Raw genomic sequence first — 21,307 nt, 5'->3', positions numbered from 1 at the left:
GTACATGAAAACCTCCTTCCGGATCGCAGCCGGCCTGCTCGCCTCGGCATCGTTCGCCACGATCGCGCACGCCGGCGAAGTCGCCGGCAGCGTTCATGACGCGTCGGGCGTGCGTCCGTTGCAGTCGGCTTCGGTTCGCATCGTCGAACTGAACCGCTCGGCCGAGACCGACCGCGGAGGCAACTTCATCTTCGGTGACGTGCCCGCCGGTACCTACACCCTGGAAGCGCGCTATGTCGGCGCCGAAGTGACCACGCAGAGCGTCTCGGTGGCCGCCACCGGCCGCATCGCCAGCAACTTCGACCTGCCCGCGATCGGCGGCGGCGACATCCTCGTCACCGGCCAGACCGCGAACCTCACCAGCGCCCTGTCGCGCCAAAAGGCTGCCGACGGCGTCGTCTCGGTGCTGACGCGTGACGCCGTGGGCCAGTTCCCCGACCAGAACGTCGCCGAATCGCTGCGCCGCCTGCCGGGCGTGAACATCCTCAACGACCAGGGCGAAGGCCGCTACGTTTCGGTTCGCGGCCTCGATCCCGACCTCAACGGCACCTCGATCAACGGCGTTCGCATGCCGGCGCCGGAATCGGACGCCCGCTCGGTCGCGCTCGACGTGGTTTCGTCGGACACCATCGAATCGGTGGAAGTGAAGAAGTCCTTCACCCCCGACATGGACGGCGACTTCATCGGCGCCTCGGTCGAGATCAAGACCACCAGCGCCTTCGATTCGAAGAAGAACCGCTACTCGCTCAGCGCCGAGGGCAGCTGGAACGACTATTCGGGCAAGGTCACGCCGAAGGGTTCGTTCGACTTCACCCAGAAGCTGGGCGACGATTTCGGCATCGCCGGTTCGGTCAGCTACTACAAGCGCAAGTTCGAGACCGACAACGTCGAGACCGGCGGCTGGAACGTCGACGATAGCGGCAATGCCTGGGCCGAATCGGTCGAATACCGCGACTATGACGTGGAGCGCACCCGCATCAATGCCGCGCTCTCGGCCGACTGGCGCGTGTCGGACACGACCAAGGCCTATGTGCGCGGCAACTGGGCGCAGTTCGACGATCACGAATATCGCCGCCGTACCACGCTCGACTTCAGCGACTTCGACGGTCCGAGCAGCAGCACGGACTCCAGCGCCACCTTCGATTCGGATGACGAGCGCATCACCGTCGAGCGCGACCTCAAGGATCGCTTCGAACGCCAGCGCATCCGCAGCGTTGCCATCGGCAGCGACACCGACACCGGTACGTGGAAGTTCAACTGGCAGGCGAGCTATGCCAAGTCGAGCGAGAAGGAAACGTTCTCGATCGACCCGACCCGCTTCCGCGCCCGCTTCAACGAAGGCGTGGTGGTCGCCACCGACTACGCGAACAAGTACTATCCGACTTACGCGGTCACCGCCGACCCGGACAGCGAGTTCAACGATGCCTCGGCCTATGAATTCAACAAGACCGAGCTGACCACCCTGTCCGACAGCCAGGATGAGGAATGGGCCGTCAAGGCCGACCTCGCCCGCACCTTTGCCGGCGACAATGGCGACTTCACCGTTCAGGCCGGCGCCAAGGCGCGCTGGCGCAAGAAGTCCTACGACTTCAACATGAACTACTACGAACTGGCCGACGGCGCGCCGGACTACACGCTGGCCGACGTGCTGGGCAAGCAGACCTATCGCCTGGTCGACATGGGCCCGGTCGCCAGCAAGACCGGCCCGGCCGACTACCTGCTGTCGAACCCGGACTCGTTCGTCATAAACGATTACGAAAGTGCCCTGAACTCGGCCGTCAGCGATTATTCGGTGCGTGAGGACATCCTGGCCGGCTACGCGATGGCCCGCTGGGACAGCTCGACGCTCCGCGTGATCGGCGGCGTGCGCATGGAGCGCACGCACAACGAACTCAACGGCAGCCTCGTCACCGACAATGGCGACGACACGATCACCATCGATCCGCTGAACTACAAGCGCAACTACACCAACTGGCTGCCCAGCCTGACGCTGCGCTTCAGCCCGCAGCCGAACCTGGTCGCCCGCGCGGCCGGCTACAAGACGATCGTGCGCCCCAAGCTCTCGCAGCTGGCCCCGCGCAACACGATCAACGACGATCTTGAGCTGGAAGTCGGCAATCCGGAGCTGAAGCCCTACCAGGCCTGGAACTTCGACGCCGGGTTCGACTACTACTTCACGAACAATGGTGCCCTCTCGATCGGCGGCTTCTACAAGTCGGTCAAGGACTACACCTATAGCTACAACTCGAAGGAAAGCGGCGTCTACAACGGCATCGCCTATGACGAGCTGACCGTTCCGGTGAACGGCGACACCGCCACGATCGCCGGCCTGGAAGCCAGCTTCAGCCAGGTGTTCTCGATGCTGCCCTCGCCGTTCGACGGGCTGCTGACGCAGATCAACTACACGTACACCTATGCCCGCGGCACCGTGTTCTCCGACGATGACGGCACGCAGATCGCTCGCCGCATCGCCCTGCCGAACGCGTCGAAGAACACCTTCAACGTCGTGCTCGGCTACGAGAAGGGCCCGGTCAGCCTGCGCGCCGCCGGTACCTTCCGCGACAAGTACCTCGACGAAGTGGGCGACGACGCCGAGACCGACCGCACGGTCAACCAGCACTTCCAGATGGACCTCTCGGCCAAGTACAAGGTCACCGAGAACATCCGCCTCTTCGCGGACTGGGTGAACGTCAACAATGCCAAGTACTTCGCCTATCAGAACCTCGGCGGCGCCAAGCGCGTCCTCCAGTACGAGGAATATGGCTCGACCGTGAAGTTCGGCGCGCGGGTGACCTTCTGATGAAGGCAGCCTTCACGAACCTTTCGGGAATCGTGAAGCAGGGGTCGGGAGCATTGCTCCCGGCCCTTCTGCTTGGCGCCCTTGGCGGATGCGCGACGACGGACGGGGCGCCTGCCGCCGTCATGCTTCCAGCCACGGATGTTCCCGCGCAGGCCGAGACCGACCCGGTCGGCACGGCCAATGTCGATGCCGCCGACGATCCGGCGATCTGGCGCAATGCCGCCGATCCGGCCGCCAGCCTGGTGCTGGGCACCGACAAGAAGGCGGGTCTCTACGTCTACGGCCTCGACGGCAAAGTGCGGGACTTCGCCGCGGCAGGCGCGCTCAACAATGCCGACTTGCGCGAAGTGCGCTTCGCCGACGGTTCGCAGCGGATCCTCGTGGGCGCGAGCGACCGTACCGACCGCGCCGAGCCGCGCATCGCGCTTTTCGCGCTGGACGGTGCCACCGGCAAGCTGGCGGCGCTCGGGTCCGAGACGTTCCTGCCCGCCGGCCATGCCCCGGCCGAGGCTTACGGCTTCTGCATGGGCAGCCCCCTGGCGCGTGACGAACTGGCCCGCGCCTATGTCGTGCTCAAGGACGGCTCGGTGGCGGAGAGCCGCCTGGTCGAAAAGGACGGCCGGATTGCCGCGGACTACGTGCGGCTGGTGAAGTTCGCGACGCAGTCCGAAGGCTGCGTGGTGGACGATGCCGGCAAGGTGCTGTTCGTGGCCGAGGAAGACGTCGGCATCTGGAAGGTGCCGCTGGCCGGCGCCACCCTGGTGGCCGAGCCCTTCGCCCGTGTCGGAGCGCAGGATGGCCTCGTCGCCGATGTCGAGGGGCTGGCGATCGCGCGCGAAAGCGGGGGCCGGGCCTGGCTCGTGGCTTCCAGCCAGGGCGACAATGCCTATGCCCTGTTCGACTTGTCTTCGGGCAAGCTCTCCGGCCGTTTCCGCATCAATGGCGGCCTGATCGGCGGAACCAGCGACACCGACGGCATCGAAGTCGCGCTCGGCGATTTCGGTCCGCAGTTCCCGGAGGGCCTGATGGTCGCGCAGGACGGGGACAACGCCCCGAAAGCGCAGAACTTCAAGATGCTGTCCTGGCGCGCGATTCGCACGGCTCTGGGCATTCAGTGATGCGTGCCGCCGCCCTGCGAATCTCCGGCCTTGAGGGGGTGTACCGGGCTGGAGTAACAGGGCGGCGATGACGCGGATCACGAATCACATGATGGGAATCGCCGGCGCGGCCGTGATGGCTGTGTCCGGCTCCGCTTGTCCGCAGGCCGCCTTGGCCGATGTCCTCCAGGTCGGCACCGGAGGCTACCAGTGGGTGGCCGGCGGTCCGGCGGGGCAGGGCGGTGACACCGTGGGCGCGCAAGTGGCCGAGGTCGAGCCGGTTCCGGCCGGACTGGAAGCCTCGCAGCTTCATCCCCAGTCGATCACCCAGGCGCTCGATGCTGCGGGTCCCACCCGCTGGCGGGCGCGGGTGGCGGAACTCGCGGCCAAGTACGACATCAGCCCGACCCTGTTCGAAGCGGTGGTCTGGCAGGAAAGCCGCTGGAACGAAGCGGCGCTCTCACCCGTCGGCGCGCGCGGGCTGACTCAGCTCATGCCCGGCACGGCGGCGCAGATGGGGGTCAATGCGGGCGACCCGATGGCCAACCTCGAAGGCGGCGCGCGCTATCTGCGCATGCAGCTGGATGCTTTCGGCGGCGATATCGAAAAGGCGCTCGCGGCCTATAATGCCGGTCCCGGCCGCGTGCAGAAGGCGGGCGGAATCCCGCGCATCCGCGAGACCCAGGCCTATGTCGCCTCGATCATGGCGCGCCTGACGGACCCGGTCCGCCACTGATAACGCGCCGATCGGTGTGATCGCTCTCCGGCAGACAGAACGCCGGAGCCAGCGGTTCGACGGCGCTCTTCCGATCTTTCCCGCCCAAGAAAAAAGCGCGCCTTGCGGGGCGCGCTTTTCGTCTGAATCACAGGGAAGAAAGGCTCAGCCCAGGAGCTTCTTCGCGATGGTCCGCACTTCCTCGCCGATATCCGAGCGATCGAGCGCGATGGCGAGCGTGGCTTCCACGAAGCCGACCTTCGAACCGCAGTCGAACCGCTGGCCGGCGAACGTCACGGCGTGGAACGGCTGCTGGCCGATCAGCTTGGCCATCGAATCGGTGAGCTGGATCTCGCCGCCGGCGCCCTTGCCCTGGTTCGCCAGGAGATCCATGATTTCCGGCTGGAGGATGTAGCGGCCCGAAACGATCTTGTTCGAGGGCGCTTCGGCCACCTTGGGCTTTTCGACCAGGCCCTTCACTTCGGTCAGCGCACCGCCGAGCACGTCGAGCGTGGCGCCCGGCGCGATCACGCCGTAGCTGGAGACTTCTTCCTGCGGCACTTCGAGCACCGAGACGAGGTTGCCGCCCACTTCGTTATAGGCTTCGACCATCTGCGCCATGCAGCCGGGCGAGCCGTACATCAGTTCGTCGGGAAGGAAGATCGCGAAAGGTTCATCGCCGATCACGGCGCGGGCGCACCAGACCGCGTGGCCCAGGCCGAGCGGGACCTGCTGGCGCACGGTCACCAGGTTGCCCGGCTGGATGCGGGTCGGTTCGAGGGGATCGAGCGACTTGCCCCGCGAGGACATGGTCGCTTCCAGTTCATAGGCCGTATCGAAATGTTCGACGATCGCGGTCTTGCCGCGGCCGGTGACGAAGACGAACTCCTCGATCCCGGCTTCGCGGGCTTCGTCGACCGCGTATTGGATCAGAGGCCGGTCGACGACCGGAAGAAGTTCCTTGGGAATCGCCTTTGTGGCGGGAAGAAAGCGGGTTCCAAGTCCTGCTACCGGGAATACGGCTTTTCGGACGGGCTTTTTGAACTGTGGTGCAGACATGGGTAAAGGTCTGACTCCGTTTGGTTACAATGCGATTAAAGCCGCTTCGCAGATGCAGCGCAACAGTCTATCCATCTTTCTCCGAGGTGTGCTTGCTGCACGGCCAAATCCCGTTAAAGAGCGGGCCATGGACAAGATCATCATCCAAGGCGGCAAGCGCCTCTCCGGCACCATCCCCGTTTCCGGCGCGAAGAACGCGGCGTTGACGCTCCTGCCCTGTGCCTTGCTGACCGAAGAGCCGCTGACCCTGCGCAATCTGCCGCGCCTGGCAGACATCGACGGGTTCCAGCACCTGATGAACCAGTTCGGCATCTCGACGATGATCGCCGGCAGCCGTCCCGAAGATTTCGGCCGGGTGATGACGCTCCAGGCCACCCGCATCACCAGTTCGGTCGCGCCTTACGATCTCGTGCGCAAGATGCGCGCCTCGATCCTGGTGCTCGGCCCGATGCTGGCCCGCATGGGCGAGGCGACCGTGTCGCTGCCCGGCGGCTGCGCGATCGGCAACCGCCCGATCGACCTGCACCTGAAGGCGCTGGAAGCGCTCGGCGCCCAGATCGAGATGGCGGCCGGCTACGTCCGCGCCATCGCGCCGGACGGCGGCCTTCCCGGTGGCCGCTATTCCTTCCCGGTGGTCTCGGTCGGGGCGACCGAGAACGCGCTGATGGCCGCCGTGCTTTGCACCGGCAAGTCCACGCTGCACAACGCAGCGCGCGAGCCCGAGATCGTCGACCTCTGCAACCTGCTGGTCGCCATGGGCGCGCAGATCGAAGGGATCGGCACTTCGGACCTCACCATCCAAGGCGTGTCCCGCCTTCACGGCGCGACCTACATGGTCATGCCCGACCGTATCGAGGCCGGCTCCTATGCCTGCGCGGCGGCGATCACCGGCGGCGAAGTGACGCTGAAGGGCGCGAAGATCGAGGATATGGAAGCCACCGTGCAGGCCCTGCGCGATGCCGGCGTCCATGTCGAGCCGACGGCTGACGGCCTCCATGTCGCGGCCGACGGTCCGCTGAAGCCCGTCACTCTTTCCACCGCGCCTTACCCCGGTTTCGCCACGGACATGCAGGCCCAGCTTATGGCCCTGCTGTGCCGTGCCGAAGGTTCCAGCGTGCTGACTGAGACGATTTTCGAGAACCGCTACATGCACGTTCCCGAACTCAACCGCATGGGCGCGCATATCGAGACCAAGGGCCGCACCGCCGTGGTCCACGGCGTGCAGAAGCTGACCGGCGCCGAAGTGATGGCCACGGACTTGCGCGCGTCGATGAGCCTGGTCATCGCCGGCCTGGCGGCGGAGGGCGAGACGCAGGTACACCGCCTCTACCACCTCGATCGCGGCTACGAGCGGCTCGAAGAAAAGCTCGCTCTGGTCGGCGCACAGATCGAACGGGTCGGCGGCGAGTAACGCAACCTATCGGCGCGATGGCGCGTTGCTCCCCCGAATACCCGAAAGGGTCCGGACACCCCAGGAGGAGCAACGACCATGGGCTTGATCAAATTGGCCGCAGCCGGAGCCATCGGCTACGCGCTTTACAAGTATGCCAATCGCGACGGCCAGCAGGCGGCAACCGCCGGCGGGTCCGAGAACTATAGCGTGCGCGATGCCGGGCCGGAGAACATGACTCACAAGCCGCCGCGCTGGTCCAAGACCGACGAGGCGATCGACGAGAGCTTCCCGGCCAGCGATCCGCCGTCCACCTACTGATTTCCTGCGGGAACACGATCTCCTGCGAGCCATCGCAGTGTACCCAAGGGGCGGGACCGCAAGGTTTCCGCCCCTTACCGTTTGGCGCCTCACCGCTTTGTATCGCAAGGCCGGGCGTTCAGGCCTGCAGGGCCGCGACCAGCCATACGCGAATGGCGCTTGCCAGACCGGGCGGGGTTTCCGCTTCCAGCCGCTCCGCATCGATCCGCGCCACGAGCGCGTTGATCGGAATCCCCCCTTCGGCGGCGACCTGGCGCAGCAGGTCCCAGAACACCGGTTCGAGGCTGATCGAGGTCTTGTGACCCGCGATCTCGATCGAGCGCTTGACCGGCGGGTGGTAGATCGACGTCATTGCCCTTGCCTAGCAGGCGGCGCGACCCGGGTGAATGGCCTGGACTCGCGTGAGGCTGACTTGCGACGCTGATTCCGGGACGCCGGCGCTTTCGTCGCCCGCAGCCTCGGCCTTGCGCCATGGCCCGAGAAGCCGGGAGACAGGCTGGCCGCCCCTCGCTATCGATCGGGAATGCAGAGCGTTATCATCTACATCGGCGCGGCGCTGGCCGAAATCGGGGGCTGTTTTGCGTTTTGGGCCTGGCTGCGGATGGGGAAGTCTCCCCTTTGGCTATTGCCGGGCTGCGCTTCGCTGGTGCTTTTCGCCTGGCTGCTGACGCTCGTGGACAGCAGCAATGCCGGGCGGGCCTATGCCGCCTATGGCGGAATTTACATCTCGTCGGCCCTGTTGTGGCTCTGGATCGCCGAGGGCGTTCGCCCGGATCGCTGGGATCTCGGCGGAGTGGCCGTCTGTCTGGTGGGCGCGGCCATGATTCTCTTCGGGCCGCACAAGGTCTGAACCCAAAGGCCAGAAGAGTAGGGCGGACCGACCCGACGCGCGGGCCGGTCCGCCGATGGCTCAATACATGTGCTGGCCGCCGTTGATGCTCAGGGTAGAGCCGGTGACGAAGCCCGCATTGTCGGAGCAGAGGAAGGCACAGCCGCGCGCGATCTCGTAGGCGTTGCCGAGGCGGCCGACGGGGATCTTGGCGACGATCTTCTCAAGGACCGGCGCCGGGACGGCGGCGACCATGTCGGTATCGATGTAGCCGGGCGCGATGGCATTGACGGTGACGCCGTACTTGGCGCCTTCCTGGGCCAGCGCCTTGGTGAAGCCGTGGATGCCGGACTTGGCCGCGGCATAGTTCACCTGGCCGTACTGGCCGGCCTGGCCGTTGATCGAGCCGATGTTGACGATGCGGCCCCAGCCGCGCTCGCGCATGCCGGAGAACGTGGCCTTCGCCATGTTGAAGCACCCGCCGAGGTTGATGCGCATCACCTCGTTCCAGTCATCGAAGCTCATCTTGTGAAGCACGCCGTCGCGCGTGATGCCGGCGTTGTTGATGACGATATCGACGGGGCCGACTTCCTCGGTCACCCGCGAGACGCCGTCGAGCACGGCTTCATGGTCGCCTACGTCCCACTTGTAGGCGGCAATTCCGGTCTTGTCCGTGAAAGCCTTGGCCTTCTCGTCATTGCCTGCATAATTTGCAACTACGGTGTGGCCCCTCTCCTGGAGGGCCAGCGACACAGCCTCCCCGATACCCCTGGTTCCGCCGGTAACGATAGCAACGCGCGCCATTCAAATAGCCTTTCGCTTAGTGAGCATCCACCAAGCACAGGCTAGGAAATGCCGTGCGCAAGGGCAAGCGGAAGCCCTCCCGCAGCAAGCTTTAATTACGCCATGTCGGATTGAGAGAAATGCAGCCCGAGTTGCAAAAATCAGAACTTGAACTGGGTGCCCACATAGACGGCCTGGCTGTCCTGCCTGCCGTCGGTCAGGGGCACCAGGCGTTCGCGATCCTGCGAGTAGCGAACGCCTGCCGTCAGATCTAGATTGTCGGTCACGCGGTAGGCTCCGGCCAGGTCGACCTCACCCGCTTCGCCCACGAAAGTGTGCGGTGCGCGGCCAGGCGCGCGCTTTTCGTCGATCGACAGGCGCGTGGTGAACCGCGGCTCCTTCTGCGAAGGCGTTCCGGCCTGAAGGCTGAACTTCTTCAGTTCCGGCGCGTCGGCAAGGCCGCGGGCAGGGGGGGCGGCCGGAGTGATGTCGGCCGCGAAGTTCTGATAGCCGCGCGCCACGCCCAGGTTGAAGGCGGCGGGCGCGATCTTCAGGCCGCCGACGCTGGCCAGCTCGCTATGCGGCATCGGGTTGCGATTGCGCACGATGATCGCCTGCGCGGCTTGGGGATCGACGCGCACCGCCACCGTGACGGCGCGTTCGCGGCGGCCCGCGGCCCCGGCCGGAGTGAACGGGAAGGCATCGCCATTACCCAGCGAGCGCATGGCAATGGCGCGCGACAGATTCTCGGGCGAAGTCTCGGCATCGAGCGCATCGAGGGCGCGATTCGAGGGATCGGCCTTGAACGTGGTGGTGAAGGCCAGGACGGCGCTGGGCAAGGCGAGCACGGTCACGCAGCAGGCCAGCATCATGCTGGTCCTCATGCCGCTTTTCGACGCGTGATTGCGCTCGCTTTCCGTCACTTCAAGTCCCAGTCGTCTTCCATACCGGCCGGCCCCAATTTCGCCTTCCGGTGCCAAAACACCCTGTCCGGCCATGCCGGCCTGCAGGATGGCGTGGCGAAAGGCGATAGCAGGTAGCTCCATTCTGGCCGCGGCATCTTAACACAGGCTGATCCACGCGGGGAAGGGGCAGAAAGGCGCTTTCCCGCGCCGCGCCGCCGTTCAGCAAGCGTTTAGCCTTGCAGGGGTTATGGCCGCAAGCTGAAGAAGCCGCACTTGCCGCCGGGCAATGGCGGCTATAGAGGCGTTTCACGGCAGGCGCGCGGAAAGTCCGGCGCCTTCGCCAAGACAGGAACTGGGAATTACGATGACAGGCAGCACCCATACCGGCCTTCTCTCTGCTCGATCGCTGGCAACCGCGGGCTTCTGCGCCGTGGCCGCGCTTGCACTGGCCGGCTGTGGCGGTGGCCGCAAGCAGGTGAATTCCTCGATCGCGCCCTCGGCGGTGACCACGATCGGCGTGAACAGCTACTTGTGGCGCGCCAGCCTCGATTCGCTCTCGTTCATGCCGCTGCTCCAGTCGGACAGCGCCGGCGGCGTCATCGTCACCGACTGGTACGTGAATCCCAAGCAGCCGGGTGAGCGCGTCAAGGTCACCGTCATGATCCTCGACAAGGACCTGCGCGCCGACGCCCTGCGCGTCACCGCGCAGCGCGAAGTCTCCGCCAACGGCGGCTGGGCTGCGGCACCGGTGCAGGCTGCCACCGTGCAGAAGCTTGAGGACATCATCCTCACCCGCGCCCGCGACCTTCGCCGCGATTCGATCGGCGGCTGATTGTTTTTTGAACGCGGCACCGGCCGGTGCCGCGACTGTGCGGGGGCTTACCCGCAGGAGACTCGATTAAGATGACCGAGCGGTTCGATCCGGCTCAGGCGGACACGCGCTGGCAGGCGGCGTGGGACGACGCGCAGTGCTTCAAGGCGGACGACACCTCGTCGAAGCCGCGCAGCTTCGTGCTTGAGATGTTCCCCTATCCTTCGGGGCGCATCCATATCGGCCACGTCCGCAACTACACGATGGGCGACGTGCTGGCGCGCTACAAGCGCATGACCGGGCACGAAGTGCTCCATCCGATGGGCTGGGACGCGTTCGGCATGCCGGCCGAGAATGCGGCCATGGAAAAGGGCGTCCATCCCGGCGGCTGGACGCGCGAGAACATCGCCAACATGAAGGCGCAGCTGAAGCGCCTGGGCTTCGCGCTCGACTGGAGCCGCGAGATCGCCACCTGTGAGCCGGAATATTACGGCCACGAGCAGGCGCTGTTCATCGATCTCTACGAAAATGACCTCGTTTACCGCAAGGAATCGGCGGTCAACTGGGATCCGGTGGACCAGACCGTGCTCGCCAACGAGCAAGTGATCGACGGGCGCGGCTGGCGCTCGGGCGCGCTGGTGGAGAAGCGCAAGCTCTCCCAGTGGTTCCTCAAGATCACCGACTTCGCCGACGAACTGCTGGACGGTCTTTCCACGCTCGACAAGTGGCCCGAAAAGGTCCGCACGATGCAGGAGAACTGGATCGGCAAGTCGCAGGGCCTGCAGTTCAAGTTCGACCTTACCGCCGAAGTGGGCGGCATCGGCTCGGTCGAAGTCTACTCGACCCGTCCGGATACGATCTTCGGCGCCAGCTTCGTCGCCGTCGCCGCCGATCACCCGATCGCGCAGGCGGTGGCCCAGGGCCGCCCGGAGGTCGAGGATTTCATCGCGCTGTGCAAGCAGGGCGGGACGACCGCGGCCGAACTGGAAACCGCCGAGAAGCTGGGCTTCGATACCGGCGTCAAGGCGAAGCACCCGTTCACGGGGGCCGACCTGCCGGTGTTCATCGCCAACTTCGTGCTGATGGACTACGGCACCGGCGCGGTCATGGCCGTTCCCGGCCACGACCAGCGTGACTTCGAATTCGCCACCAAGTACGGCTTGCCGATCCTGCGCGTCGTCGCGGCGAGCGAGGCCGATGCCGACAAGCCGTTCGACGGCGAGTCCGAAGCAGGTGACGGTGTCTGCGTCCACTCCGACTTCCTCAACGGCATGACCGTGAAGGACGCCAAGGCCGCCGTCATCGCGCGTGCCGAGGCGGAAGGCTGGGGCGAGGGCAAGACCGTGTGGCGCCTGCGCGACTGGGGCGTCTCGCGCCAGCGCTATTGGGGCACGCCGATCCCGTTCATCCACTGCGAGGTTTGCGGGGTGGTGCCGGTGCCCAAGAAGCACCTGCCGGTCACGCTGCCCGAGGACGTCGATTTCACGACCCCCGGCAACCCGCTGGTGCGTCACCCGACCTGGAAGCATGTCGATTGCCCGCAGTGCGGCCATGCCGCGCGCCGCGAAACCGACACGCTCGACACCTTTGTCGACAGCTCGTGGTATTTCCTGCGCTTCGCCAGCCAGCCGGAAGATCGTCCGTTCGATCCGGCCAAGATCGCTGAATGGCTGCCGGTTGAGCAGTATATCGGCGGTATCGAGCATGCGATCCTGCACTTGCTCTACGCCCGCTTCTGGACGCGCGCGCTGGCCCGCATCGGCAAGATCGAGGTCACGGAACCCTTCGCCAGCCTGTTCACGCAGGGCATGGTCACGCACGAAACCTATTTCCGCATCAACGATGCCAATGGCCAGCCGGTCTATTTCTCGCCCGGCGAGATCGAGCGCGGCGCCGAAACCGCCACGCTCAAGGCCGATGGCGCTCCGGTCGAGATCGGCCGCGTCATCAAGATGTCGAAGTCGAAGAAGAACGTCGTCGACCCCGACGAGATCGTGGCGACTTACGGTGCCGACGCGATCCGCTGGTTCATGCTGTCGGACAGCCCGCCGGAACGCGACCTGCCGTGGTCGGAAGCCGGTATCGAGGGCTGCGGCCGCTTCGTGCAGCGCCTGTGGCGCCTGTTCGCCCAGTACGACGCCTCGGCAACGGGCGAGGACAAGGCGATCGACCGCAAGGCGCACCAGACGGTGGCCGCTGTCGCTTCGGACATCGAATCGCTCGGCTTCAACAAGGCCGTGGCGCGCATCTACGAACTGACCGGCGCGGTGGAGAAGGCGGCCCCTTCGGCCAGCCGCTCGAACGCGATCCGTACGCTTCTGCTGCTCGTCTCGCCGATGATGCCGCACTTGACCGAGGAAGCTTTCGCCCAGTTCGGCGAAGGTCTCGTCGCCCAGGCGGCCTGGCCTGCCGTCGATCCGGCACTGCTGGTGGAGGACGAAGTGACCGTGGCGGTCCAGGTGAAGGGCAAGCTGCGCGACACCCTGACCGTGGCCAAGGGCACGTCCAAGGAAGAGCTTGAAGCGCTTGCCCTTGCCAGCGAGAAAGTGCAGCGTGCACTGGATGGAGCCGAGGTGAGGAAAGTGATCGTCGTTCCCGACCGACTGGTAAATCTCGTCGCGTGAAGGGTTTCCTGCGCCCTCGTTTCCTGCGTCTCGTCAGCCCGGCTCTTCTCGGGGCCGCTGTGCTGTCCGGATGCGGTCTCCAGCCGATGTACGCGGGGGGCGGCAGCGGTGCCGTCGCGCGCGGGCTTCAGGGCGTGCAGGTCGCCGCGATCGAAGGGCGTGCGGGCTGGCTGGTCCGCAATGCCGTGGTCGATCAGCTCGGCGCGGAAAAGAGCGGCGTAGCGCCGCGCTACCGCCTCGACATCCGTCTGGACGACAAGCTCGAAGGCTTCGCCCTGCTTTCGGACGATACCATCGGCCGTGAACGCCGCACGCTTCGCGCGCGCTATCAGCTGGTCGACATGTCCAGCAACGAGATCGTGCTCGACGCCACTGCCGGATCGGATGCGGGCATCGACGTCGTCTCTTCGGACTATGCGACGATCGCGGCGGAACAGACCGCGCTCGAAAACATGTCGAAGGACGTCGCCACCCGGATCGTCACCGCCGTCGCGCTGCGCCTGCGCGGCGACACCAAGCAGTAACCGGGCCGATGCGGCCCAGAGAAATGAGGCCAGCGCCCGTGCGTCCTTGCGGAGCGGGGGCGTGAAGGCCACCCAGAAGGACTTCGGCGGCCTTGCAGCCCGCGCCGCACAGCAGGCGCGGGTTTTCTTCTTCTGCGGCCCGGACGAGGCCGGCGCGAGCGACGCCGCGGCGAAGATCCTCTCTTTCCTGCCCGAACCGGGCGAGCGGGTGGAGATCGCCGGCTCCGAACTGCGCCGCGACCCGGTCAAGCTGGGTGACGAGGCGCGCTCCAATTCGCTGTTCGGCGGCACATCGCGCCATATCTGGGTGCGCGCCCAGGGCGACGAAGCACACGATGCCGTCCAGATCCTGCTCGAAAACGAAGTGGACGCCTGCCCGGTCCTGATCGTGGCGACCGGCGCCACCGACAAGTCGCGCACCGCCAAGCTTCTGGCGAATCGGCCCGACGGGCTGGTGGCGATGTTCTACCCGCCGGACCTGTCATCGGTGACCAGCGCGGTGCGCACGATGGCGAATGGCGCCGGCCTGAAGATGGGCAGCGACCTTGCCGAGCGAATCGCCCGGGCCTCCGGCCTGGATACCCGTCTGGCGCGCTCGGAAGTGACCAAGCTGGCGCTCTATCTCGATGCCAGCGCGGAGACGCCGCGCCCGGTATCCGCCGCGGATCTCGATGCCGTGGGCGCTGCGACCGAGGACGACGATTTCGGACCGCTGGTCGACGCGGTGCTGGGCGGCAAGCGGGATGCGATCGGCCCCGAACTCAAGCGCTTGCGCGACCAGGGCATCAATGCCGTTGGCCTGCTGCTTGCCTTCGAGCGGCGCACGGCGCAGCTCGCCGGGCTGAATTCGCGGCTTGGAAGAAGCGGCGACGTGGCCGCCCTGATCGATTCGGAAGCGGCTTCCCGCCGAATTTTCTGGAAAGACAAACCAGCACTTGGGGTGCAATTGCGGATCTGGCGTGGTAATCGTTTGGAACGGCTGGTTGCCCGTCTTATTGCAATGCACCAAACCCTTTTGGGTAATAGCCAGGATGCTGACCTTCTTCTCGCGGAAGGGTTAGTCGAAATAGCTAGAATTGCTACGCTTGATGGCAAACAACGGATAAAAAGAACAGCTTAACTGAATCGGCTTTCCCGCGCCGATGGAATGTTCATAAGGACATTCGCCTATTGCAGTGCAGCACGGACTTTCATTCGTGGCATTGGTGGTAGGACAGGACGAGGGGATCCGGGGGGCATGAGTTCGACAATTCGGGAGTGTTGAACGCATGAATGCGCCATTTGCAGTATCGACCCAAGCCGTTCAGCGCTCCGAAGCAGACGAACTTCTCGTCGCACCTTCGCTCGAACGTAGACGGCTTCAATGTTATCTTGCCTTGCTGGTTGGGGACCTTGTGGCCCTGCTGGCTGGCTTCGCACTGGCTGGCTGGCTTTATGATACCGGCCGGGGATTTCAGATGGCACTCGTCTACGGACAAGTGCTCTTGCCGATTTTCCTCACATTGGCCTTGTACAATGCCGCCTACTCCACCGACGCGCTTCGCGACGGCTGGCGAGGTATCTTCCGTGCGGAAGTGTCGATGGTGGTGGCGGTCGTCGTCGTCGTCTTCGTGCAGTTCCTCATGAAGTCCTCCGCCGAGCTGTCCCGCGGGGCGTTCAGCGGCGGGGTGATCTGCGCCATGGGCTTTATCGCCTGGTCGCGCCTGCAGCTTCGCAGCTTCGTCCACTGGCGCTGCGGTGCCAATGTCATCAATGAGTTGATCATCGATGATGGCGGTCCGCAGCTGCGCATGCCGGGCGCGATCCGCGTCTCGGCGGCGGCCATGGGTCTGCGGCCCAACCTCAAGGACCCCGATTCGCTCGACCGCGTCGGCCTCGTGCTGCGCAACATCGACCGGGTCGTGGTGAGCTGCCCGGCCGACCGCCGCGCGGAATGGGCCATGGTGCTCAAGGGCGCCAATGTCGACGGTGAAGTGCTGGACGACGAAGTCGCCCGTCTGGGTGCCCAGGGCGCGCGCGTCACGGGTCAGCACGGCCTGCTGCTCGTCTCGGCAGGGCCGCTCGGAATACGCGAGCGCGCCATCAAGCGCATCTTCGACGTCGCCTTCTCCGGCGCGGCGATCCTGGCGCTCTCGCCGCTGCTGCTGGTCGTGGCACTGGCCGTGAAGCTGCAGGACGGCGGACCGGTGTTCTTCGTCCAGCGCCGGATGGGCCGCGGCAACCGCTTCTTCAACATGTACAAGTTCCGCAGCATGACGCAGGCCTTGTGCGACACGAACGGCAACGTCTCGGCCTCCAAGGAGGACCAGCGCATCACCCGGGTCGGCCGCTTCATTCGCGGCACCAGCATCGACGAGCTGCCCCAGCTCTTCAACGTGCTGCTGGGCGACATGAGCCTGGTCGGGCCGCGTCCCCATGCCACGGGCTCGCTGGCGGGCGAGAAGCTGTTCTGGGAAGTGGATCGCCGCTACTGGCAGCGCCACTGCCTGAAGCCGGGCCTGAGCGGCCTGGCCCAGGTGCGCGGCTATCGCGGCGCCACGGACCAGGAATCGGACCTGATCAATCGCCTCCAGTCCGATCTCGAATATCTCGAAGGCTGGACCATCATGCGCGACCTGCACATCATGTTCCTCACCCTGCGGGTTCTCGTCCACGATCGCGCCTTCTGACCCGGCGCGGAGCGCGGCCTTTCCCGAAGGCCGCCTCCGCCCGGAAGAAGGTCCCGGCACAGCAAAAAGGCCGGTCATGACCCCAGGGTCGTGACCGGCCTTTTTGCTGTGTCTGCTGAATGCGCTTTCGTCCTGAGGGCGTGCCCTGAGACGTATCGACCCTTCGGCGTCAGTTGGTCTTCTTGGGGACGTTGAAGGTGCCCTTGACCCGGCCGCCCGAGGCCGAGGAGACGCCGCTCTTGAGGTCCATCACGAAGCGGCCGCCGTGCAGGGTATCGCCGGTGCCGCGCTTGAGGCTGGCATTGCCGACCATCGTGATGATGCGCTGGTTGAAGTCGTAGATGGCGGTATCGCCGGTGGCCACCTGGTCCTGACGGGTGACGACGACATTGCCGCTGGCGGTGATGCGCTGCACCTGGGTCTGGTCGCCCTTGGTGAAGTCGATCACCGTGCGCGCGCCGCGCAGGCGCAGGTCGGCCTGGGTAATGTCGACATTGCCGGTCAGCACGACCCGGTTCTGCTTGTCCTGCAGCTCGATGCGGTCTGCACCGAAATCGACGGGCGCATTCGAATTGTGGCCCGAAATGGCCTGCGCGCCCAGCTGCTGGCCGGCGGCGAACAGGGCCAGCCCGGCCACCGGGGCCGCGATGGAAGCGCGGAACAGGCGGGACTGGAGCAGGCCCGATTTGGGCAGGCTGGCTCGGAAGGTCATTTTGGCGCGGGGGGTCATTGCGGCATCCTCAGCTTGCCGGGCGTAATGCGCATCCGGGCATTGCCTTCGAGCGTAATATTGCGGGTGTCGAGATCGGCGTGCATCTTGTCGGCCTTGAAGGTGCCGGAGGGCACGGTGCCCTGGACACCGCCCGATGCGACCGCCGTCTTCTCCTTGATGTCGACGTCCACCTTGCTGGTGGTCATCGTATAGCCGTCGGACGACTTGAAGTTGACCGGGCCGTCCACCGCCATGGTGTCATTGTCGAAATTGTAGGCGCCGCGCGGCGCGGCGATGTCGGCCGGGCCGTCGCGCAAGTTCATCCTGGCGATGAGCTTCTGCATCTCGACGATGGGGATTTCGGGCGAGCGCTGCACCGCAGTGCCGGCCGTGACCACGAAATCGCGGCCCTGGTTGTCCTGGCCGCGATAGGCGGCGTTGTCGACGGCGATACGCTCGCCGGTGGTCGCCACCTTGTTACGGTCGAGCAGGAAGCTGATCTCGCCCCGCGGGGAGAGCGGCACCAGGATCATGACGGCCGCCACCAGCCCGATGCCCGCGGGCAGTGCCTTGGCAAGGAAGGCCACCATGCGATCGTGCGAGCCGCCGGGCGCGGCAAAGTGCCGGCGGCGGTTGCGGACCTGGTTGGCTTCGACCGACATGCCTGTTTACGCTCCGATCAGGCGGCTTCGTGGCTGAAGATATCGTGGTCCGGCCAGCCGGCCAGGTCGAGCCGGGCGCGGGCGGGCAGGAAGTCGAAACAGGCCTGGGCGATGTCGCTGCGATTCTCGCGCGCAAGGCGCATCACCAGGATCTGGTGCATCGCATGAAGGTATCGCACGTCCGAAGCGGCATAGTCCTTCTGCGCCTCGGTCAGTTCGGCGGCGCCCCAGTCGCTGGACTGCTGCTGCTTGGAGACTTCCTTGCCCAGCAGTTCGCGCACCAGGTCCTTCAAGCCGTGTCGATCGGTGTAGGTCCGCACGAGCTTGCTGGCGATCTTGGTGCAGAATACCGGTGCGGCGGTGACGCCCAGGTAGTGCTCGATCGCCGCGAGGTCGAACCGCGCGAAGTGATAGAGTTTCAGGCGCGCCGGATCGGCCAGCACCGCTTTCAGGTTCGGCGCGGCAAAGTCGCTGCCGGGCGCAAAGCGGACGAGATGCTCGTCGCCCTGTCCGTCGGAAATCTGGACCACGCAAAGGCGGTCGCGCGGGGTGATCAAGCCCATCGTCTCGGTGTCGACGGCGACGGGTCCCGGCGCAAGCACGCCTTCGGGGAGATCTTCTTCGTGGAGATAGACAGCCATGGTCCGGAAATGCTTAGGGACTGGGCCTGAGTTAGGCAATGGCCAAGGCGGCCGGAGTTTGATCCGAACGCACAAGTCCGGGACGCCGATGGCCGCCGACAGATCGGGAGTAAGCCGCAAGTGGACGCTTCAGGAGCCATGCAGGGCGTGCCGCCATCCTGGCAGGCCGCGCTAGGTCCGGTGCTCGATTCCCCCGAATCGCGCCATCTCGGCGGTTGGCTTCAGGCCGAGGAAGACGCCGGAAAGCGGATCTATCCGCCGCGCGGCAGCCGCCTCAGTGCTCTGGAACTGACGCCGCTGGACGAAGTGCGCGTGGTCATCCTGGGGCAGGATCCCTACCACGGCGCCGGACAGGCGCATGGCCTGGCCTTCTCGGTGGCGCATGGCGTGCGGGTGCCGCCTTCGCTGGCGAACATGTACAAGGAGCTGGCGACCGATTGCGGCGTCACGGCGCCGGGACACGGTAACCTGGAGCACTGGGCGCGGCAGGGCGTGCTGCTGCTGAACAATGCGCTGACAGTGGAGGAGGGCCAGGCCGGGTCTCACCAGAAGAAGGGCTGGGAGGCGATCACCGATGCTGCCGTGGCCGCCGTCGCCGCGAAAGCGGAGCCCTGCGTGTTCCTGCTCTGGGGCAATCACGCGAAGAAGAAAGCCATGCGGGTGCCGGGTCTGGCCTCCAGCCATCACCTCGTGCTGACCGCGCCGCATCCCAGCCCGCTGTCTGCCCATGCCGGATTCTTCGGCAGCCGGCCCTTCAGCCAGGCCAATGCCTTTCTGGAGGCCAACGGTCGCGGCCGGATCGACTGGTAGGCCGTTGGCGCCGCGTCACAGCGGCGCGTTCAGGCGGAGACGCCGGATATGGCCTCGTCCATGACGTAATGGCTCATCGCCCCGCCCACGCCCATGTCGCCGAAGGCGGCGCGGAAGCGGGTAAAGCTGTCCAGCGCGCGGGCAGCCTCGTGGGCTTCCATCGATGTCCACACGACGTTGAAGGTGAATTTCGACGGATTCTCCACGCCCCGGCCGAATCGGACGGAGACGACGCCTTTGCAGGCGGCGAGCTGGGCCAGCCCGTCTTCGTTCATGGCCGCGGCGAAAGCGTCCTCGGCGCCCGGACGCACTTCGATCTCGGCGATTTCCAGCAGCATTCGGGCGTTCTCCGGGGGACAGGTACGAGCGAGCCTCGCCGCGTCCCGGCCTTGGGTCAATCGCCGGCCGGGAGTGATCGCCCGGACGGAATGCCGGCATGAAAAAGGGGCGCTCCTTGCGGAACGCCCCTTTTCAATTCAGCGGAACGCCCTTTTTCAATCCAGCGGACCGGCCGGCTTCAGCGCGGCAGTTCGGAAGCGCCCATGAGCGCTTCGTCCACGGCGCGGGCGCACTGGCGGCCTTCGCGGATCGCCCAGACCACCAGCGACTGGCCGCGGCGCATGTCGCCGCAGGACCAGATGGCCGGGTCGCTGGTGCGGTAGTCGACCATGGTGGCCTTGACGTTGCCGCGTGCGTCCAGATCGACGCCCGACTGGTCGAGCATGCCGGCCTTGCGGGGGCCGACGAAGCCCATGGCGAGCAGGATGAGGTCGGCCTGGAGCGTGAACTCGCTGCCTTCCACTTCCTGCATCTTGCCGTCCTTCCACTCGACGCGGACGCATTCGAGGGCCCGGACGTCGTTGTCGCCGACGACGCGCTTGGTCAGCACCGCCCAGTCGCGATCGACGCCTTCCTCGTGGCTGGACGAGGTGCGCAGCTTGAGCGGCCAGTTCGGCCAGGACATCGCCTTGTTCTCGTGAAGCGGCGGCTTGGGCATGATTTCCAGCTGAGTCACCGAAGCGGCGCCCTGGCGGTTGGAAGTGCCGACGCAGTCCGAACCGGTGTCGCCGCCGCCGATGACGATGACGTGCTTGCCGGTGGCCGAGAGCGTGCCGCGCGGAGCCGCGCGCAACTCGTCGTCGCCGGCATTGCGCTTGTTCTGCTGGGTCAGGAATTCCATCGCGAAGCGCACGCCCGGCAGTTCGAAGCCGGGGATGTTCAGCGGACGGGGATCTTCGGCACCGCCGGAGAACACCACAGCGTCGAAGTTTTCCTTGAGCGAGGCGACCGAGACCGTCACGCCCACTTCGGTGGAAGTGCGGAATTCCACGCCTTCAGCCATCATCTGCACCAGGCGGCGGTTGATGAGGTGCTTTTCCATCTTGAAGTCGGGAATGCCGTAGCGAAGCAGGCCGCCGACGCGGTCGTTCTTCTCGAACAGGGTCACCGAGTGGCCGGCGCGGGCCAGCTGCTGCGCGCAGGCCATGCCTGCCGGGCCGGAACCGACCACGGCCACCGACTTGCCGGTCTTCTTCTCGGCAGGCTTCGGCGTGATCCAGCCTTCCTGCCAGCCCTTGTCGACGATCGCGCATTCGATCGATTTGATGGTGACCGGCTGGTCGATGATGTTCAGCGTGCACGCGGCCTCGCACGGGGCGGGGCAGATGCGGCCGGTGAACTCGGGGAAGTTGTTGGTCGAGTGGAGGACTTCCAGCGCGTTCTTGAAGTCGTCCTCGTAGACCAGGTGGTTCCAGTCGGGGATGATGTTGTTGACCGGACAGCCGGTATGGCAGTGCGGCACGCCGCAGTTCATGCAGCGCGATGCCTGGTCCTTCAGCGCTTCCGTCGACAGCGGGACGACGAATTCGTTGTAGTTCTTCAGGCGCTCGGTGGCGTCGCCGTAAGTGCGATCCTGGCGGTCCAGTTCGAGGAAGCCGGTTTCCTTGCCCATCTTG

21 protein-coding genes are annotated in these 21,307 nt (G+C 65.7%); 12 read left to right on the top strand and 9 right to left on the bottom strand.

Annotated features, from left to right (window positions below; genetic code table 11):
• Window positions 1-4: 4 nt before the first annotated feature.
• The 3 genes from AC1VV3_RS09260 to AC1VV3_RS09250 all read left to right on the top strand — a co-directional run bounded on the left by AC1VV3_RS09260 (window position 5) and on the right by AC1VV3_RS09250 (window position 4,633).
• Window positions 5-2,800: a TonB-dependent receptor gene (locus tag AC1VV3_RS09260; protein ID WP_482961609.1), complete on the top strand. Its 2,796-nt coding sequence runs from the start codon at window positions 5-7 to the stop codon at window positions 2,798-2,800.
• Complete coding sequence (locus AC1VV3_RS09255) at window positions 2,800-3,918, top strand: phytase (protein ID WP_482961608.1); 1,119 nt, start codon at window positions 2,800-2,802, stop codon at window positions 3,916-3,918. Before AC1VV3_RS09260 ends, AC1VV3_RS09255 begins: the two co-directional genes overlap by 1 nt.
• 67 nt (window positions 3,919-3,985) lie before the next feature.
• Window positions 3,986-4,633 (top strand): lytic transglycosylase domain-containing protein, encoded by a 648-nt coding sequence (locus tag AC1VV3_RS09250; protein WP_482961607.1) that lies wholly within the window; start codon window positions 3,986-3,988, stop codon window positions 4,631-4,633.
• 144 nt (window positions 4,634-4,777) lie between these two features.
• On the opposite strand, the gene AC1VV3_RS09245 is transcribed toward AC1VV3_RS09250, so the two are convergent.
• Window positions 4,778-5,671, bottom strand: a complete 894-nt coding sequence (locus tag AC1VV3_RS09245; RefSeq protein WP_132264413.1) for a UTP--glucose-1-phosphate uridylyltransferase — start codon at window positions 5,669-5,671, stop codon at window positions 4,778-4,780.
• 127 nt (window positions 5,672-5,798) lie between these two features.
• Between AC1VV3_RS09245 and murA the strand changes: the two genes are divergently transcribed.
• Together murA and AC1VV3_RS09235 are read left to right on the top strand one after the other, a co-directional pair.
• The gene (gene murA, locus AC1VV3_RS09240; protein ID WP_482961606.1) at window positions 5,799-7,082 is read left to right on the top strand and encodes a UDP-N-acetylglucosamine 1-carboxyvinyltransferase; all 1,284 of its coding nucleotides are present in this window, start codon (window positions 5,799-5,801) and stop codon (window positions 7,080-7,082) included.
• A gap of 78 nt (window positions 7,083-7,160) precedes the next feature.
• Window positions 7,161-7,382, top strand: coding sequence for a hypothetical protein (locus AC1VV3_RS09235; protein WP_132264417.1), 222 nt, complete (start codon window positions 7,161-7,163; stop codon window positions 7,380-7,382).
• Window positions 7,383-7,500: 118 nt separating this feature from the next.
• On the opposite strand, the gene AC1VV3_RS09230 is transcribed toward AC1VV3_RS09235, so the two are convergent.
• On the bottom strand, window positions 7,501-7,734 hold the full coding sequence (locus tag AC1VV3_RS09230; RefSeq protein WP_132264419.1) for a ribbon-helix-helix domain-containing protein: 234 nt from the start codon (window positions 7,732-7,734) through the stop codon (window positions 7,501-7,503).
• A 171-nt stretch (window positions 7,735-7,905) separates the two neighbouring features.
• On the opposite strand from AC1VV3_RS09230, the gene AC1VV3_RS09225 reads away from it, so the two are divergent.
• Entirely contained in the window at window positions 7,906-8,232 is a 327-nt protein-coding gene (locus AC1VV3_RS09225; protein WP_314467712.1) for a YnfA family protein, read from the top strand.
• Between the two features lie 60 nt (window positions 8,233-8,292).
• On the opposite strand, the gene phbB is transcribed toward AC1VV3_RS09225, so the two are convergent.
• A complete protein-coding gene (phbB, locus tag AC1VV3_RS09220; protein ID WP_482961605.1) occupies window positions 8,293-9,015 on the bottom strand; it encodes an acetoacetyl-CoA reductase in 723 nt (240 codons plus the stop codon).
• Between the two features lie 140 nt (window positions 9,016-9,155).
• A complete protein-coding gene (locus tag AC1VV3_RS09215; RefSeq protein WP_134094781.1) occupies window positions 9,156-9,878 on the bottom strand; it encodes a hypothetical protein in 723 nt (240 codons plus the stop codon).
• Window positions 9,879-10,263: 385 nt separating this feature from the next.
• Here AC1VV3_RS09215 and AC1VV3_RS09210 point away from each other — a divergent pair, with 385 nt between their 5' ends.
• From AC1VV3_RS09210 to AC1VV3_RS09190, 5 genes are all read left to right on the top strand, one after another.
• A complete protein-coding gene (locus tag AC1VV3_RS09210) occupies window positions 10,264-10,731 on the top strand; it encodes a DUF3576 domain-containing protein (protein WP_132264426.1) in 468 nt (155 codons plus the stop codon).
• 71 nt (window positions 10,732-10,802) lie between these two features.
• Window positions 10,803-13,334, top strand: a complete 2,532-nt coding sequence (leuS, locus tag AC1VV3_RS09205) for a leucine--tRNA ligase (protein WP_482961604.1) — start codon at window positions 10,803-10,805, stop codon at window positions 13,332-13,334.
• Between the two features lie 86 nt (window positions 13,335-13,420).
• Window positions 13,421-13,858, top strand: coding sequence for an LPS assembly lipoprotein LptE (gene lptE, locus AC1VV3_RS09200; protein ID WP_165921377.1), 438 nt, complete (start codon window positions 13,421-13,423; stop codon window positions 13,856-13,858).
• Between the two features lie 61 nt (window positions 13,859-13,919).
• A complete protein-coding gene (gene holA / locus AC1VV3_RS09195; protein ID WP_132264430.1) occupies window positions 13,920-14,978 on the top strand; it encodes a DNA polymerase III subunit delta in 1,059 nt (352 codons plus the stop codon).
• 148 nt (window positions 14,979-15,126) lie between these two features.
• Entirely contained in the window at window positions 15,127-16,527 is a 1,401-nt protein-coding gene (locus AC1VV3_RS09190) for a sugar transferase (protein WP_132264432.1), read from the top strand.
• Between the two features lie 169 nt (window positions 16,528-16,696).
• On the opposite strand, the gene AC1VV3_RS09185 is transcribed toward AC1VV3_RS09190, so the two are convergent.
• The 3 genes from AC1VV3_RS09185 to AC1VV3_RS09175 are packed head-to-tail and all read right to left on the bottom strand — an operon-like array spanning window position 16,697 to window position 18,542.
• Window positions 16,697-17,239, bottom strand: a complete 543-nt coding sequence (locus AC1VV3_RS09185) for an LptA/OstA family protein (protein ID WP_482961603.1) — start codon at window positions 17,237-17,239, stop codon at window positions 16,697-16,699.
• A gap of 14 nt (window positions 17,240-17,253) precedes the next feature.
• Window positions 17,254-17,901, bottom strand: coding sequence for an LPS export ABC transporter periplasmic protein LptC (gene lptC / locus AC1VV3_RS09180; RefSeq protein WP_132264436.1), 648 nt, complete (start codon window positions 17,899-17,901; stop codon window positions 17,254-17,256).
• A gap of 17 nt (window positions 17,902-17,918) precedes the next feature.
• Entirely contained in the window at window positions 17,919-18,542 is a 624-nt protein-coding gene (locus AC1VV3_RS09175) for a ribonuclease D (RefSeq protein WP_134094778.1), read from the bottom strand.
• 138 nt (window positions 18,543-18,680) lie between these two features.
• Between AC1VV3_RS09175 and ung the strand changes: the two genes are divergently transcribed.
• The gene (gene ung, locus AC1VV3_RS09170; RefSeq protein ID WP_132265279.1) at window positions 18,681-19,352 is read left to right on the top strand and encodes a uracil-DNA glycosylase; all 672 of its coding nucleotides are present in this window, start codon (window positions 18,681-18,683) and stop codon (window positions 19,350-19,352) included.
• A 29-nt stretch (window positions 19,353-19,381) separates the two neighbouring features.
• Here the strand turns inward: ung and AC1VV3_RS09165 are convergent, their stop codons facing one another.
• Window positions 19,382-19,690 (bottom strand): putative quinol monooxygenase, encoded by a 309-nt coding sequence (locus AC1VV3_RS09165; protein WP_134094777.1) that lies wholly within the window; start codon window positions 19,688-19,690, stop codon window positions 19,382-19,384.
• 179 nt (window positions 19,691-19,869) lie between these two features.
• The gene (locus tag AC1VV3_RS09160; RefSeq protein ID WP_132264441.1) at window positions 19,870-21,303 is read right to left on the bottom strand and encodes a glutamate synthase subunit beta; all 1,434 of its coding nucleotides are present in this window, start codon (window positions 21,301-21,303) and stop codon (window positions 19,870-19,872) included.
• Window positions 21,304-21,307: the final 4 nt, after the last annotated feature.

It is taken from the genome of Novosphingobium sp. BL-S-34 (assembly GCF_056857015.1).
This window is presented reverse-complemented; position numbering and strand designations above follow the sequence as displayed.

What these genes read in the sequence shown, in the direction of transcription:
- AC1VV3_RS09260 (WP_482961609.1), top strand. Translation starts at nt 5, where the DNA reads ATGAAAACCTCCTTCCGGATCGCAGCCGGCCTGCTCGCCTCGGCATCG.
- AC1VV3_RS09255 (WP_482961608.1), top strand. Translation starts at nt 2,800, where the DNA reads ATGAAGGCAGCCTTCACGAACCTTTCGGGAATCGTGAAGCAGGGGTCG.
- AC1VV3_RS09250 (WP_482961607.1), top strand. Translation starts at nt 3,986, where the DNA reads ATGACGCGGATCACGAATCACATGATGGGAATCGCCGGCGCGGCCGTG.
- AC1VV3_RS09245 (WP_132264413.1), bottom strand. Translation starts at nt 5,671, where the DNA reads ATGTCTGCACCACAGTTCAAAAAGCCCGTCCGAAAAGCCGTATTCCCG.
- murA (WP_482961606.1), top strand. Translation starts at nt 5,799, where the DNA reads ATGGACAAGATCATCATCCAAGGCGGCAAGCGCCTCTCCGGCACCATC.
- AC1VV3_RS09235 (WP_132264417.1), top strand. Translation starts at nt 7,161, where the DNA reads ATGGGCTTGATCAAATTGGCCGCAGCCGGAGCCATCGGCTACGCGCTT.
- AC1VV3_RS09230 (WP_132264419.1), bottom strand. Translation starts at nt 7,734, where the DNA reads ATGACGTCGATCTACCACCCGCCGGTCAAGCGCTCGATCGAGATCGCG.
- AC1VV3_RS09225 (WP_314467712.1), top strand. Translation starts at nt 7,906, where the DNA reads ATGCAGAGCGTTATCATCTACATCGGCGCGGCGCTGGCCGAAATCGGG.
- phbB (WP_482961605.1), bottom strand. Translation starts at nt 9,015, where the DNA reads ATGGCGCGCGTTGCTATCGTTACCGGCGGAACCAGGGGTATCGGGGAG.
- AC1VV3_RS09215 (WP_134094781.1), bottom strand. Translation starts at nt 9,878, where the DNA reads ATGAGGACCAGCATGATGCTGGCCTGCTGCGTGACCGTGCTCGCCTTG.
- AC1VV3_RS09210 (WP_132264426.1), top strand. Translation starts at nt 10,264, where the DNA reads ATGACAGGCAGCACCCATACCGGCCTTCTCTCTGCTCGATCGCTGGCA.
- leuS (WP_482961604.1), top strand. Translation starts at nt 10,803, where the DNA reads ATGACCGAGCGGTTCGATCCGGCTCAGGCGGACACGCGCTGGCAGGCG.
- lptE (WP_165921377.1), top strand. Translation starts at nt 13,421, where the DNA reads ATGTACGCGGGGGGCGGCAGCGGTGCCGTCGCGCGCGGGCTTCAGGGC.
- AC1VV3_RS09190 (WP_132264432.1), top strand. Translation starts at nt 15,127, where the DNA reads ATGAATGCGCCATTTGCAGTATCGACCCAAGCCGTTCAGCGCTCCGAA.
- AC1VV3_RS09185 (WP_482961603.1), bottom strand. Translation starts at nt 17,239, where the DNA reads ATGACCTTCCGAGCCAGCCTGCCCAAATCGGGCCTGCTCCAGTCCCGC.
- lptC (WP_132264436.1), bottom strand. Translation starts at nt 17,901, where the DNA reads ATGTCGGTCGAAGCCAACCAGGTCCGCAACCGCCGCCGGCACTTTGCC.
- AC1VV3_RS09175 (WP_134094778.1), bottom strand. Translation starts at nt 18,542, where the DNA reads ATGGCTGTCTATCTCCACGAAGAAGATCTCCCCGAAGGCGTGCTTGCG.
- ung (WP_132265279.1), top strand. Translation starts at nt 18,681, where the DNA reads ATGCAGGGCGTGCCGCCATCCTGGCAGGCCGCGCTAGGTCCGGTGCTC.
- AC1VV3_RS09165 (WP_134094777.1), bottom strand. Translation starts at nt 19,690, where the DNA reads ATGCTGCTGGAAATCGCCGAGATCGAAGTGCGTCCGGGCGCCGAGGAC.
- AC1VV3_RS09160 (WP_132264441.1), bottom strand. Translation starts at nt 21,303, where the DNA reads ATGGGCAAGGAAACCGGCTTCCTCGAACTGGACCGCCAGGATCGCACT.